The sequence below is a fragment of the Lactobacillus kalixensis DSM 16043 genome (assembly GCF_001434335.1).
Taxonomy (GTDB): domain Bacteria; phylum Bacillota; class Bacilli; order Lactobacillales; family Lactobacillaceae; genus Lactobacillus; species Lactobacillus kalixensis.
Genome location: NZ_AZFM01000038.1, coordinates 1 through 14,511, shown reverse-complemented (window position 1 = coordinate 14,511; position 14,511 = coordinate 1). Strand labels below are relative to the sequence as shown.

14 protein-coding genes and 1 tRNA gene are annotated in these 14,511 nt (G+C 37.4%); 6 read left to right on the top strand and 9 right to left on the bottom strand.

Annotated features, from left to right (window positions below):
• The first annotated feature begins 349 nt into the window (after positions 1 to 349).
• The 4 genes from trpX to FC46_RS08590 all read left to right on the top strand — a co-directional run bounded on the left by trpX (position 350) and on the right by FC46_RS08590 (position 3,256).
• The gene (trpX, locus tag FC46_RS08605; protein WP_057799801.1) at positions 350 to 1,339 is read left to right on the top strand and encodes a tryptophan ABC transporter substrate-binding protein; all 990 of its coding nucleotides are present in this window, start codon (positions 350 to 352) and stop codon (positions 1,337 to 1,339) included.
• Positions 1,336 to 2,232, top strand: coding sequence for an ABC transporter permease (locus FC46_RS08600; RefSeq protein ID WP_057799799.1), 897 nt, complete (start codon positions 1,336 to 1,338; stop codon positions 2,230 to 2,232). Before trpX ends, FC46_RS08600 begins: the two co-directional genes overlap by 4 nt.
• Positions 2,229 to 2,987: an ABC transporter ATP-binding protein gene (locus tag FC46_RS08595; RefSeq protein WP_057799797.1), complete on the top strand. Its 759-nt coding sequence runs from the start codon at positions 2,229 to 2,231 to the stop codon at positions 2,985 to 2,987. The genes FC46_RS08600 and FC46_RS08595 overlap by 4 nt, the downstream gene beginning before the upstream one ends.
• Positions 2,988 to 3,073: 86 nt before the next feature.
• Positions 3,074 to 3,256 (top strand): hypothetical protein, encoded by a 183-nt coding sequence (locus FC46_RS08590; protein ID WP_057799795.1) that lies wholly within the window; start codon positions 3,074 to 3,076, stop codon positions 3,254 to 3,256.
• A 61-nt stretch (positions 3,257 to 3,317) separates the two neighbouring features.
• On the opposite strand, the gene FC46_RS08585 is transcribed toward FC46_RS08590, so the two are convergent.
• The 6 genes from FC46_RS08585 to FC46_RS10175 all read right to left on the bottom strand — a co-directional run bounded on the left by FC46_RS08585 (position 3,318) and on the right by FC46_RS10175 (position 9,030).
• Positions 3,318 to 3,893 (bottom strand): GDSL-type esterase/lipase family protein, encoded by a 576-nt coding sequence (locus tag FC46_RS08585; protein WP_057799793.1) that lies wholly within the window; start codon positions 3,891 to 3,893, stop codon positions 3,318 to 3,320.
• Positions 3,890 to 4,921: an AI-2E family transporter gene (locus tag FC46_RS08580; protein ID WP_057799791.1), complete on the bottom strand. Its 1,032-nt coding sequence runs from the start codon at positions 4,919 to 4,921 to the stop codon at positions 3,890 to 3,892. The genes FC46_RS08585 and FC46_RS08580 overlap by 4 nt, the downstream gene beginning before the upstream one ends.
• Positions 4,922 to 5,013: 92 nt before the next feature.
• The gene (locus FC46_RS08575; RefSeq protein WP_057799789.1) at positions 5,014 to 5,913 is read right to left on the bottom strand and encodes a hypothetical protein; all 900 of its coding nucleotides are present in this window, start codon (positions 5,911 to 5,913) and stop codon (positions 5,014 to 5,016) included.
• 275 nt (positions 5,914 to 6,188) lie between these two features.
• A complete protein-coding gene (pepV, locus tag FC46_RS08570; RefSeq protein ID WP_057799787.1) occupies positions 6,189 to 7,583 on the bottom strand; it encodes a dipeptidase PepV in 1,395 nt (464 codons plus the stop codon).
• A 477-nt stretch (positions 7,584 to 8,060) separates the two neighbouring features.
• Positions 8,061 to 8,753, bottom strand: a complete 693-nt coding sequence (locus FC46_RS08565; RefSeq protein ID WP_057799785.1) for a CPBP family intramembrane glutamic endopeptidase — start codon at positions 8,751 to 8,753, stop codon at positions 8,061 to 8,063.
• A gap of 124 nt (positions 8,754 to 8,877) precedes the next feature.
• Entirely contained in the window at positions 8,878 to 9,030 is a 153-nt protein-coding gene (locus FC46_RS10175) for a hypothetical protein (RefSeq protein ID WP_157046819.1), read from the bottom strand.
• A 296-nt stretch (positions 9,031 to 9,326) separates the two neighbouring features.
• Between FC46_RS10175 and FC46_RS08560 the strand changes: the two genes are divergently transcribed.
• On the top strand, positions 9,327 to 9,533 hold the full coding sequence (locus tag FC46_RS08560) for a hypothetical protein (protein WP_057799783.1): 207 nt from the start codon (positions 9,327 to 9,329) through the stop codon (positions 9,531 to 9,533).
• A 1-nt stretch (position 9,534) separates the two neighbouring features.
• On the opposite strand, the gene FC46_RS08555 is transcribed toward FC46_RS08560, so the two are convergent.
• Positions 9,535 to 9,607, bottom strand: a tRNA-Thr gene (locus tag FC46_RS08555).
• Positions 9,608 to 9,938: 331 nt separating this feature from the next.
• Here FC46_RS08555 and FC46_RS08550 point away from each other — a divergent pair.
• Positions 9,939 to 11,249: an APC family permease gene (locus tag FC46_RS08550; RefSeq protein WP_057799781.1), complete on the top strand. Its 1,311-nt coding sequence runs from the start codon at positions 9,939 to 9,941 to the stop codon at positions 11,247 to 11,249.
• 30 nt (positions 11,250 to 11,279) lie between these two features.
• Here the strand turns inward: FC46_RS08550 and FC46_RS08545 are convergent, their stop codons facing one another.
• Together FC46_RS08545 and FC46_RS08540 are read right to left on the bottom strand one after the other, a co-directional pair.
• Positions 11,280 to 12,611, bottom strand: a complete 1,332-nt coding sequence (locus FC46_RS08545; RefSeq protein ID WP_057799779.1) for an FAD-containing oxidoreductase — start codon at positions 12,609 to 12,611, stop codon at positions 11,280 to 11,282.
• A 331-nt stretch (positions 12,612 to 12,942) separates the two neighbouring features.
• Complete coding sequence (locus FC46_RS08540) at positions 12,943 to 14,340, bottom strand: C69 family dipeptidase (protein ID WP_057799777.1); 1,398 nt, start codon at positions 14,338 to 14,340, stop codon at positions 12,943 to 12,945.
• Positions 14,341 to 14,511: the final 171 nt, after the last annotated feature.

The following is a 14,511-nucleotide window of genomic DNA, read 5'->3' as shown; positions in this document are numbered from 1 at the left end:
AAGGAATTAAGGTTAGACTAATGGTTTATAACCTACCGCAAAAATATTGACACTTACGATTGAAAAATAATGATTGACAATTACTTAATAAAAAATTAAAATTGTGGCAACAAGTATTTTTAAACGAAAGGAAGATTTATCATGGCAGTTTTAGTTCAAACAACTAATCTTTGGCAATTCCAGCACTAGGATTGTTTCTGCTTTTTGTACAGATGCGATCCAGACGTTTTATCGCATCTGTGCTGGTAAATCTTCATGCAATAATTTTACCCGCACATAAAGCTTTGTGCGGGTTTTGTTTTGGGCACTTCCTGCAGAGGGAGTGTCTTTTTTGTTAGGAGGAAGAAGAATGAAAAAACTAATTGCGACAATCATAGCAATCTTTGCTTTTTTGATCGTTGCCTTTACTACAGAAACTAGGCAATCTACAAATCAAAAAAAACAAGTAGTTGGGATTTTACAAACTATGAGTCACCCTGCTCTTGATCAAATCCATCGCGGAATCATTAAGGGGCTAGAAAAAGAAGGCTACCGCAATGGTAAAAATATCACAATTGATTTTCAAAATGCTCAAGGTGATCAAAGTAACTTAAAATCAATGAGTGATCGCTTCATTCAACAAGACGCTGCTCTTACCATCGGAATTGCTACACCTGCTGTGCAATCCCTTGCCAATGAAGCTGGTGATACGCCAGTTATTATGGGGGCAGTTAGTGATCCGCTTGGCACCCATTTAGTCAAAAGCCTCAAGCGTCCTGGCGGCAAAACCACTGGAGTACAAGATATGCAGCCAGTTGGTGCACAATTAAAATTAATTCAAACGATTATGCCGAAGCTGAAAAACATCGGTGTTATCTACACTTCAAGTGATGATTCTTCTGCTTCAGAATATCGTGAATTTAGAAAATTGGCCGAAGCCCAAGGCATTAACGTTAAATCTTACACAGTCACTTCAACTAATGATATTGAACAAGTTGCTCAAACAATGGCTGGCAAAGTTGAAGCAGTCTATGTTCCAACTGACAACACTGTTGCTTCAGGTATCGCTACTTTACTTAAAGCAACCAACGCCGCAAAAATTCCGGTCTTCCCTGCTGCTGACACCATGGTTAAGCCAGGCGGGTTAGCAACTAGAGCAGTTAGCCAATTTGACATGGGTGTCTTAACTGGACGAATGGCTGGACAAGTTTTGAAAGGAAAGAATCCGGCAACAATGCCTGTTCAAAGAGTTACTGAATATGAAACAGTTGTTAATTTAAAAGCTGCTAAAAAATTAGGAATCACTATTCCAGACAGCGTTATTAAAGCAAGCCAAAAGAAAGGAGACATCATCAAATGAGTTTAGTTACATCTACTATTGGACAAGGCCTCTTATGGGGGATTCTTGCACTAGGGCTTTATCTATCATTTAGAATTCTCAACTTCCCAGATATGACCGTCGAAGGTACTTTCCCCTTCGGTGCTGCGATCTGTGTAGCCGCACTAGTACGCGGAGTTAACCCACTTCTTGCGACGTTCCTCGCCTTTTTAGGTGGTATGCTTACTGGATTAGTTACCGGATTACTTTATACAAAAGGTAGAATTCCAATTTTATTAGCCGGGATTTTAACCATGACCGGTGTCTACTCCATTAACTTACGAATCTTAGGAAAAGCTAACGTTGGTTTACTTAATCAAGCAACTTTACTCAATATCAAATTTCTAGAAAAACTTCCTAATAATTTTCCAACTATTGTAATCGGCTTAATCTTCGCAATCTTGACGATTATCTTACTGGCACTTTTCTTAAACACTGACCTGGGTCAAGCTTTTATCGCTACTGGTGATAATGAAAAAATGGCCCGCTCACTGGGGATTAACACCGACAATATGAAAATCTTAGGTTTGATGCTTTCTAACGGATTGATTGGTTTAGCCGGCGGCTTGCTTGCACAAAACGGTGGTTACGCCGACGTTAACATGGGGATTGGTACGATGGTTATCGGTTTAGCCGCAATCATTATCGGCGAAGTTGTCTACGGTAATTTATCATTAACTGCTCGTCTAGTCGCTGTTGTTGTTGGTAGTATCCTCTACCGCTTAGCTTTACTATTAGTTTTGCAACTCGGCTTCAGCACCAACGACTTTAAGCTGATCTCCGCTATTATCCTGGCAGTCTGCTTGATGCTTCCGCTTTTCCAGAAAAAATTCAATATCCGCCAATTACTTAAAAAAGGAGTCGACCGTCCATGAGTAAACTTGAATTAAAAAATATTAATACCACTGTCAATGTGGGTACTAACGAAGAAAAACGCATTTTAAAAGATATCAATCTAACTCTTGATGACGGCGACTTTGTCACTTTGCTTGGTACTAACGGAGCCGGGAAATCTACTTTGTTAAACATTATTAATGGCTCACTCAAACCCACTAGCGGCGAAGTCTTACTTGATGATGAAAATTTAACTAATGAATCTGAAGTAAAAAGAGCTAAGTACATCGCTCAAGTCTTTCAGGATCCCAAGATGGGGACCGCCCCTAGAATGACTGTTGCGGAGAACTTATTACTAGCAACTAAGCGCGGCCAGCGTCGCGGTCTTCGTCTACGTAAATTAGATAAACACATGCCAGAATTTTCACGTGAAACTTCTCAACTTCCTAACGGATTAAATGAACGTCTCAATACTTTTGTTGGCAACTTATCCGGTGGTCAGCGGCAAACACTCAGCTTCTTAATGGCAACAATTAAGCGTCCTAAATTACTTTTACTTGATGAACACACCGCAGCGCTAGACCCTAACACCAGCCGCAGCTTGCTTGAATTAACTGATGATGTTGTTAAGAAGCAAAAATTGACCTGCATCATGATTACTCACCAACTAGCCGATGCTTTAAAATACGGCAATCGCACTATTATTTTAAACAGTGGGCAAATTATCTTAGATGTTAAAGGCAAGGAACGCGACAAATTATCTGAAGATGACATTCTCCAATACTTCGCCGATTAATGTTTAATAATCTCTAAATTCGATTAAGAAAAATATCTGCTTTACTAATTTTGGTATAAAATATATCTCAATCGGAGGTAAAGAAAATGTTATCTTTCTTATTAGCCTTATTTCTATTATGGCTATTTTTCAAATTAGGAATCGGCATTATCAAAATTATTGCCTTCTTATTTGTAATCGTAATTACTGCTTTCTTTTTCACCTATCTTCTATTGCCTTTATTAGCACTTTTCTTAGTAGGTGGACTAGCTTGGGCAGCAATACGCTAAATTAATTGAATAAAAAATATGCTCTCGGAAACAAAAATTCTGAGAGCATTTTTAATTACATTTATTTAATTTTCTGTAGTTCTTGAACCAGTAAATCTGAGAGCAAATCATATCCAGCTTGTCCAAAGTGCAAGCCATCATTTTTTTGCCCCTGACACAGCTGCTCAAGATTACCTTGATCAAGCATTTTTTGTCCTAAATCAACAAAGTGAAAATGGTATTCGTCAGCAACTTCATTCACTACTTGACCATATTCCTTAACCAAATCATTACTGCGAACATGTTGCTTCTTCTCATCAACAGCTGACGGTGAAACTAAAATTACATACTTAGGCCAATATTGGCACACGATCGCAGATGCAATCAGTTCCATATTATTCTTGAATTGATGAAGCGGCACCTGCTTATGCATAGCTAAGTCATTCGTCCCAAGCAAGATTATTAATACATCGTGCTGACTTTGCTTTAATACAAGTTCACTGAGCCTTGCAAAATATGCCCCTGAATTAATTCCAGAAACAGCCGTATTAGTTAAAGTGATGCCAGGCAATTTCTTCTCTAATTCATAATTTAGATACGGCTCACTTTTTCCTTCATATCTGGCAATAATACTATCACCTGTAAGCAGTACTTTCATTTTTCTAGTTTTCTTTTCTTATCAGAAGATTTGATGTCCAAAATATCAAGTAGGAATGTGAAGATTGGCACACCAACAATCAAGCCCCAAGTGCCTAAGAAGTGCTCTGCGACAAGCAGTACAAGGAATGTGTAAAAGATTGGCAACTCAGTTTTACTAGACATAAACTTCGGATTCAAGACATAGGATTCTAAGGCGTGAATCACCAAAATCATGATCAAAATATAAACTACATATCTAATGCCACCTACTGAGTAGCCAACAATACTTAATGGTACCAAAGAAATAATTACCCCTGCAACTGGAATCAAACTTAAGATAAAGACCATTAATCCTAAGGCAATAATCTGTGGCATTCTCATGAAAGCCAAGCAAACCATGGTTAAAAATGTGTTACACAACGCAATGAAGAACTGCGCTTCAAGTACTACACCAAAAGTATTAGTGAACTTTTTACCAAAATAAGCGATATCTTCAAATACCCATTTTAAAATTCCACTTTTGACGAATAATTTTGAAAATTCGTTCATCTGCTTCAATTCAATAGTGTAGAAGAAGCTTAAGATTAGCGACATGAAAACCGAAATGGTCAAAGTACCAACACTAGTTAAAGTCGAAACCATAACGCTCATACCTTTTTTAACTTGAGTCATTACTTCCTTATCACTAATATATTGATTTAACGATTTCATTAACCCAGAAACTTGGTTGCTTTCATAAAAAGTTCGCACTGAGCTAACCATTTTAGAAATTTGTTTAGCAAGTAGCGGCATATAAATCGTAATCACAAAATACAACAATAGTAATATCAAAATATACGTAACCGTTACTATTAACCAAGATGGAACTTTCGGAATGTGCCTTTGCACCAACCTAATCAAGTGCACCACTAAATAAGTAAAAATAAACGTCAATAAGATTGTATTCATCAGTGCTCGCATCTCATACAAGCAAATAATAATTAGAAGCAAAACAAAAAATCGCCGTAGCGGAACATTTTCTTTGAATCTTTGCCAAGCATTTTCCATAAAAAACCTCCCTCGTTAACTACTTGGATTTTATTTTATGCTAATTGAAAGCACAAAAAAAGAACTAAAAAATTGATTTTAGTCCTTAACTTTTAAAATTTGTTGTATGAAATATAGACATTTTCTAAGCATGCTCGACCAATATTTGGAATATAACTGAAGTCGCGTGCTTTAACATCATTTATACTATCAAAAACTTCTTCGCCTACTCTAGAAAGGCTAGGTATGTATCCATCTTTACCTTGCGGAGTATAGGCTTTAACCTTACCACCGATGAAGCTGAAGTGGGCTAAGTGCTCGCCCCAGTTACGTTTCATCGTTTGCCATAAGTAAATTTTCTGTTCAACTACTTTTTCATTGCCAGGAACTTGATCGTGAATTCTTCTGATATAAACGTAAGGCATATCAAAAGCATAACTGCCTGCATAATAAATGTTAATTGCCTGATTTGGAGTATCTGGAGTAACTGTCTTAGCAGAAATTGGCTTGGTAATTCCTTCTCCGCGCATCACCCATTCACCATTTTCTTGAATATCTTTAACGGGGATCATTGGAGCTGTTTCACTTTTCAATTTATCCTTGGGAATTAACTTAGGAAGATATTCTTCCCAGCTATCCTTGCCGTCTTTTGGCATCCAATCATCATATTCAACACTGCCATCTTTATGGATAGTTTTATTGCGCGTAAAAGTAACGGATTGAACTGTAGTCGTAACATGGTCAGTCGTACTATCAATTCTTTCCTCGCTATTTTGGTCATCTATAATTCGGCGAGTAATTGTTCTCTCTTCAGTTACAATATTGTTTTTACTAATCTTTTCTTTTTTACTTTTCTTACTCTTATTAAAGGTAATGATTTTCCCGTTAGAATTATTAGTAGCAGCCTTTATCTTTTGAGTACCAACTAATAATGTACTACCGGCAACACTTGCTAAAACTGCTATTATCGATTTCCGAACGGAAAAATGACGCTGGTTAATTCTTTTGTTCATTTTTTTCCTTAGCTTCTCTATACCTATTCTTCGTTATGATATCAATTAGCTTAAGTGCGTTCAAGTGCGATTAAATACTTATAGCCTATCGCATAACAATTGTTATTTTTAAAATACCAAAATTTCAGAAAATAAATGTCTGATTATGTTAATATCACTCAAAATCATGCACTGAAATTTTTTTGATTTTTTTCATCGTTATTTTATCTGACAACTTTTTAGAGCAAAAAAATACGACTTCTGTTGATAAGTACAGAAATCGTTTTTTTCAAAAATTATTTAGTTAATTCATAAAATGCTTCAGCGTAGATTGCGATTGAATTAATCAAGTCGTCAACCTTCATGTATTCGTTAGCTTGGTGCATTACCATTGGAGCATCTTCAGGTTGAGCACCATAAGCTACACCGTGTTCAAACAAGCGAGCGTAAGTACCACCACCGATGATAACTTCGTGCCCCTTCTTACCAGTTTGACGTTCGTAAACATCAAGCAAAGTCTTAACAAGTGGATCATCACCTGGAACATAGTGAGGTTCCTCGAAAGAAGCAAATGAAGCGGTTAAGATGTCACCGAATTTTTCATTAACTTGCTTAACCATCTTATCTGGATCAGTACCTTGTGGGTAACGAATATTGTCCTTTAAGACTGCCTTTTCACCATTATATTCAAACATACTTGGTGCACTGGATAAATCGCCCATTAATTCGTCGTGGTGGAAGACACCCAACTTTTCACCCTTAAAGTCTTCGTGTTCAACGTCTGCCAAGAAGTGGATGAAGTTCTTGTCGCGGCCGGCAAAGTCGAATTGATCTAAGAACAAACCAAGGAAAGTTGCGGCGTTGCGGCCAACTTGAGGAGCACTTGCGTGGGCACCTTGACCAGTCAATTCAAGCTTAGCTTCATCGCCATCAATTTCAAATTCACCTTCAAGATCGTTGTCTGCAAGGAACTTCTTGAAGGCTGCTTCGATATCTGTGAGATTATCAGCCTTAATAGTAGCGTAAGCCTTTTGTGGGGTAACATTCTCAGCAATACCAGCAGTGAAGTCAACTAATTGAACGCTGCCCTTTTGATCATCATCCTTGAAAGTTAAAGTCAAAGTGTAGATACCTTGTTCACCGTTGATGATTGGGAATTCAGCGTCTGGTGAAATTACTTGATCTGGAGTTGGTTCGTGCTTTAAGTAGTAGTCGATACCTACCCAGTTAGTTTCTTCATTAGTACCAACGATAAAGTCGATCTTCTTCTTAGGCTTGAAGCCTGCTTCTTTAAGTAAAAGCATACCGTAATATGCGGCAAGTGCTGGGCCCTTGTCGTCGGCTGAACCACGGCCGATAATCTTGCCATCTTCAATAAGCATCTTGAATGGATCAGTCTTCCAGCCATCCCCTGCAGGAACAACGTCCATGTGACCGATAATACCAAGGCGCTTGTCCCCTTCACCGAAATCGACACGACCAGCGTAGTTATCAACGTTCTTGGTGTGGAAGCCGTCTCTTTCAGCAAATGACAAGAACTTCTTCATTGCCTTAACTGGACCAGGACCGACAGGATATTCTTCTGAGGTATTGTTTAAGTCTTCTGAAGAATCAATTGCGATTAATTCGCCTAAATCTCTTAAAATATCATCTTTTTTAGCTTCAGCTAACTTTTTGTAGTCTAAATTCATATTATCCTCTTTTCTATCATTCAGTACTTTGGTTTCATTAAATCATGTTTATGCTTACTTGGACAAGCAGTTGGACTTATTTTTAGATTTTTTTATGCAAAAAAAAGATCTAGCCTTTCGACTAGATTCTCCTCATATTTGTTCACTCATAAAATTTCACATGCAAAAAGCGACCATATGGCCGCTCCAGCAATTGCATGATATTCAGATAGGCTATACTTGAATATCATGACTACGATTCTGCAGTTATTATAACATGAAGATTCTAAAAATAATTATGATGGCTTTATCATATCTACCAAAGATGAATACCTACAGTTTCAAGACAACACTAGTAATTTTAATGGATGTGTATAGCTTACTGATATTTGATTGTTAATTATCCGATAAAAAAAGCCATTTGCCTATCGATCTTTACTCTCAACTGGTTGATATTGATAAACTAGTTAGTCAGACTAACATTAGTCTTTTTAAAAGTTATATGACCATTAAAATTACGGCTAAGGCATTATTTAATATGTGTGTTAACATCGAATAACGAATATCCTTTGTATATAGATAAACCATACTAAAAATAATTCCCATAATCCAGTAACTGCTAATCTGAACACTTAAACCTGCATGAATATAACCAAATAAGAATCCATTAATTATGCTTCCAGTCCAAAAATTAAAAGTAGTTGGTTTAGTAAAGAATGTATTGAAAAACATTCCCCTAAAAATTAGTTCTTCCGCAATTGGTGCAATAATAATTAAATTAATATCAAAAATTTGTCCAGTGTTTTTTATAATATTCGCAATTCCCGTTTGATTAGCTGAAGGTTTACTAAGCAAATGCATAATGATAAATTGAGAAATTGCAATTATCACAAAACCTCCTATCGCAATAGCTAAGCTTCGCCAATTCAATTTTATTCGTTGCTTAAACTCCCAATTATTTTTATATTTGAGTTCCAAATGATAAGCAAGCCAATAAACAAGAACTAAGATGATTGAGACAAGAATTAAAATTAATCCTAGCTGGTTTCCATATATATTGTTTTTATGAAACATTTTCAAAAATAGTGGATCCCAACCAAGAAGTCCATTTACATTATCTAGAATAAAAGCTAGACAAATTATAAAAATAAATAGAATATATTGACCTAACGTTTTTAAAATTTTTTTCAATGTGACACAATCTTTCTATTCAATTTTGTTCATTTTAAAAGTAGATTTTATAATTTTCATAAAACATTCTCTTTGTGTAAAAATCAAAAAAGGGAAGGAAACACGTCCACCCCTTTTTCATTACTTAATTACAATCCTGCCATCTTACAATACCATCTGTAAATTTACGGGCAGTTCTTCCCCATTCAGAACTCAAATTGTAATCGGCATTATATCCACCGCTTATCTTAGATAATTCAGCATTAGAAACTGAATTAAACTTATCAAGAGTTTGCATAAGTCATACTTCTTTTATGATTTAAATCAAAAGCCTTTTTTAATAGTCACCGACTTTTTCTGGAAACGACCTTTTAAAGAAGCAAATCTTAACTTATTTACGCTTTCATTCTATCACTCCTGGAGAATATACATGCAAAATACGACTTCAAATTTATAATTTTATATTCTATCTGTTGCTTATATATTATTCTATAAACCAAAATTTTTACTAATGCTACATTGTAATTAATAACCAGATATGTTGTCTTTAACAAAGCTCATGCTTATCCTTACTAGAAAGGAGGAAGCTCGACTATGAAAGATATCATGACTATGATTCTAACCATTGTTACCTTAATTGCTTCTACAAAAGCGCTAAATGATCTAGCAAGAGTTCTGCGTGAACTTAATAAAACTATTGAAGTAACACAAATTAATCCACTGGCTTTTGTATCGTCGGTAGTTTTATTTTTCTACAAAAAAAGATCTAGCCTTTCGACTAGATCCTTAACGTATTATTGAATGCTGACTAGAGGATTCGAACCTCCGACCTCATCATTACTAGTGACGTGCTCTGCCAACTGAGCTAAGTCAGCATGTGTTCATACAACATTAGTTATTATAGAGGATTGATATTGAGATTGCAAGCGAATTTTGAAAAAAGTTTTCCTCCAAAAGTCGTTCTATTTTATTGCTATTTTAATAATATCATGATATTCTAATGTAAATCATTATAGGAGAAATCAATCATGGAATATTTACAACACACTAGCTTGAATACTTCATCTAGCTCATCTTCCTCCAGCGGAAAATGAGTGATTTAGTGTGAGCAAAATATTTCAGTCTAGCCTGGATGCACTTAATCACTTTATATGTAGTGATTAGGATGCAACCAGGCTTTTTCTTTTTTCAGGGGGACTTTTTATCATGGAACAAAAAGAGCAGCTTCACCGTTCACTCGGCTTTTGGCAAGCCTTATCAATCGTTATCGGAACTATCATCGGTTCTGGAATCTTCTTCAGACAAGCCTCAGTTCTAGAAAGTACGCGCAATTCAACTCTAGCCATCGCTGCTTGGGTCTTCGGCGGGGTTATCACCTTAGCTGCCGGCTTGACCATTGCAGAGATCGGTGCTCAGATGCCCTTCACCGGCGGGCTTTATGTTTATATTGAAAAGCTCTACGGCCGCGTACTTGGATTTCTAGCAGGCTGGATGCAGGTCACAGTTTACGGTCCTTCAATCATTGCCGCCGTTGCAGGTTTTACCGGGATTTTAATCGCCAACTTCTTTGGCTTAGGCAGTGAGTGGCGCGTGCCAATGGCCTTGATCGCCGTCTTATTTGTCGCAATCATTAACTTCTTTGACAATACTATCGGAGCTGCCTTCTCAGTTATTACTACGATTGGGAAAATGATTCCGATTGCTGCTATCATCATCTTCGGTCTTTTCTGGGGTAACAACGATGCACTAGGTCAAACAATCACTGATGTGCACAATGCAAGTGGCGGCTTCGGAGTGGCTGTCCTTGCCACATTATTTGCCTACGATGGTTGGGTACTTATTGCCAACTTAGGTGGTGAAATGAAGAATCCTCAGAAGATTTTACCTAAAGCAATTATCTTTGGTATTACCGCAGTTTTAATCGTTTATACCCTAATCACAGTCGGAATCTTACGTTTCATCCCTGCTAACACAATCCAACGTTTGGGTGAAAATGCGACTGCTTACTTGGCTACCAAGGCTTTCGGCGCAATCGGTGGTAAACTTCTGACCTTAGGAATCATTATTTCAATGCTGGGGACACTTAACGGAAAAGTCATTTCATTCCCTAGAATTGTCTACGCAATGGCTGAACGTAACGACTTACCATTTTCAAAAGCATTAACTTACTTAACTCCTAAAGGAAAATCACCAATTATATCAACCATCTTCATCGTTGTTTTAGCAGCACTTATGTTAATCTTCTTTGACCCAGATCGGTTATCAGACTTGTGCGTCTTCACAGTCTACTGCTTCTACATCTTAGCTTTCGTAGGAATCTTTAAATTAAGAAGAGAAAACAAGGAGCGTCCATTTAACACACCACTCTATCCATTAACTCCAATTGTTGCAATCGGCGGCGGAATTTTCGTAATCGTGAGTGAAATCATTAACGACCCGTCAGGTGTAATTCTCTTCTTAGGGATTGTCGCTGTAGGCTTCCCAATGCTTTATTACTTAAATCACCGAAAGAACTAAAAAATGCATCCATCGTGGATGCATTTTTATTTACTTAAATAAATCATTAAACGCTTCGCTCATTGTTGGGTGCGTATAAATTTGATCCCGCAACATTGTGTATGGCAGTTTTGCCTTCATCGCTAAAGCAATTAGGTTGATCAATTCATGTGATTCAAGACCATACAAAGTTGCACCAAGAATTTGCTCTGTTTCAGGATCAACTAGTGCCTTGAAAAGTCCATGCGTATTCTTAGCAACTCTGGCCTTCGGAATTGCGGCAACTGGCAACTTGAAGAGCTTGTAATCAACACCATCTTTCTTAGCCTGCTTCTCTGTTAACCCCACTTCTGACAAAGGTGGTTCAATGAATACGCTGTATGGAACTGTCTTGCGACTGGCTAAATTATATGAGCCATCGCCAAATAATTGACTCTTAATAATGCGGTAGTCATCAAGAGAAATATAAGTAAATTGCAAGCCGCCTTTAACGTCACCAATTGCCCAAACATTTTCAACACTTGTCTTTAGGTAATTATCTACAACAATATTACCGCGACTATCTGTTTTAATGTTGGTATTTTCTAAGCCTAGATTCTCAGTATTGGCTCTTCTACCAGTTGCGGCAAGTACTCTATCCCCTTGGGCGACAAGCTGTTCACCGTTTTTTTCATATTCAACTTCGACGTGATCTTCCTTATTAATCACTTGCTTAATATCTACGCCAAGTTCGAATTTAACGCCTAATTCTTCAAGGTCCTTCTTAACTGCCGAACTAATATCATCATCTTCACGAGGAATAAAATCGCTATTATGATCTAATACAGTTACTTGACTACCATACCTGGCAAACATTGCCGCAAATTCAAGCCCGATATAACCAGCACCGATGATCACAAGTCGCTTAGGTAGACTCTTTTGATCCATCGCAGCAGTTGAATCAAGTAGATATGGACTGTCCTTTAATCCAGGAATTGGTAAGATGACTGGCACAGCACCGGTATTGATGAAAATCCGCTCACCTTCGTATTTAACGGTCTGCCCATCTGTTGTAGCAACTTCAACTTGATGATTGCCGATGAATTTTGCTTCACCGTCTAAGACAGTAACAGTTGGCTCATCTGCCAGCATGTGATAATTCTTATCGCGCAAGAAAGCAGTCATTTCATTTTTACCATTAACAGCATCAGTAAATTCAACTCCGTTAGCTGCTTCAATGATTAATCGTTTAGAAGGAAGGCATGCGATGTTGATGCAAGTTCCGCCGTACATTTGATTTGATTTTTCAATGACGACAACTTCTTCGCCTTTTTGTGCGAGAAACTTGGCTAGCGTCTTACCGCCTTTACCGAAACCGATGATGATATTCTTTTTCTTTTCCATAATTATATCCTCTAACTTTTTACAAGTAACGCTTCTCTTAATTTATACCGGTTTCAGGGATTTGTCACTTTATTTGCTTGCGAAAATAAAAAAAGCTTATTTCACTTACGTAGACAAGCAGTACAGCGATTTAGTTTTTTCGATCATATATAAAATTTAGTAGCAACATCAGAACTACATTTGAAGACTTTTTGATAAGTGGTAAAGATGTCGAATTTAGAAATGTTCTTATAAAAATTATTTACATCACCAAATGTAGGGTTAAATGGGTTGTTCATTTTTAAATCCAAAACCAACAAAAGATCATCCTTTTACAGATGACCTTCAACAATTAATAATTCAATCTAATCTTCAATGCACCATTCTCGATACAATCACCGAAGCATTTCATCGCTAAGTCGTAAGTAGATTTCGCAGTCTTTTCATTAGCTTTTTGCAACTTCTCTTGCAAGTCTGAATCAGCAGCATTTACTTCATTATCAGTTTCAAGCAAGATATGACGACCAGCTGCCAAAGTATTCTGCTGCATTTCCTCAATCGATGCACTGTAGCGGAATGGGTGCTCATCAACGACAGTCGCAATCGCATGCGTCAACCAGTACATATCCTGAATATTGAAGTGATTCTTCGTATCACGATAAGTAGCTGGCGTATCAGTAACGTTCACATAGTATGGTGCAATGCCGTTGAATGCATTAGGACCAAAGGCGAGCCATTGAACACCGGCAATTTCTTTTGGAACATCATTTCTAATCTGAAGGATAGACAATTCTTGATTACGCTGGAATCCAATTGGACGAAAAGCGTGACGATCTGCATCAGTTCCCTTCAAGCCATATGGATCATACTTGGTATTTTGATAGCGAGAAGACAAGGCATACTTGAAGTCTTCAATAGTCAAAAGATGCTCTGGCTTCTTAGCAAATGGCAAGTTAGGATCGTCTGGTTCACGGACATCACTTGGATTGAAAAGCTTCTGGATATACCATTCACGTGGAATGTTGTATTCGTAATCTGAATCATCGTGACTGCCAAAAATGTGACGTAAGTTATAAGGATTGCCACTTTGGTCAAGATCGAGATGATACTTTTCAATCATTTCTTCAAGATCATCTGAAGCCATTGTATCGTCACTGTTAAAGTCAAAGTCAGTGATACTGAACCAGTTAGGTGCAGCAACATAGCAGTCGTCTGGCACCTTCTTAGCAGCCCAATGGTGACCACCAATTGTTTCCATATACCAGACTTCATCCTTATCTGAAAATGCTACACCGTTTGACTCATAAGTACCGTATTTTTCCAAATACTTCCCCAGCATTTGAACACCTTCGCGAGCGGAATGAATGTATGGTAAAACGATGGTAACAAAATCTTCTTCGCCGATTCCCTGCTTATTCATTGGGTCAATTCCTAAGACGCGAGAGTTCGTAGTGCTTGTCTCCGTAGCAGACATGGCCACATTAGCGGAGTTGATTCCAGCTTCACCCCACCAACCAGTCTTAGGCATATTCTCTTCAAGTTCTGGCACTGCGGTATATCTCATTGGATTATCTGGCAATTCAACCTTGCATTTGGAAGTAACAGATTGATAATCTTTTGGTTGCTTGTCAGGAGTAACTACGATGAAGCGCTTAGGATTGAAAGCGTGGCCGTAGTCTTCGTTTCTTGCAACTAAGGTTGATCCGTCAGCTGTAGCTTTTTTACCAGCTAAAATTGTTGTACATGGCATATAATAAGAACCTCCTAATTTAAAAATCTACTTAGTCTTATTGTAAAACAAAGCACAGAAAACGCACCTAACTTTCTAATTGAAAATTACCCTATATCTGCTAACTTTTTTATTTAGGCCGATTGTAAAATGAAGTTGGACACTATGTCCTAAATTAAAAAAGGTCATTTG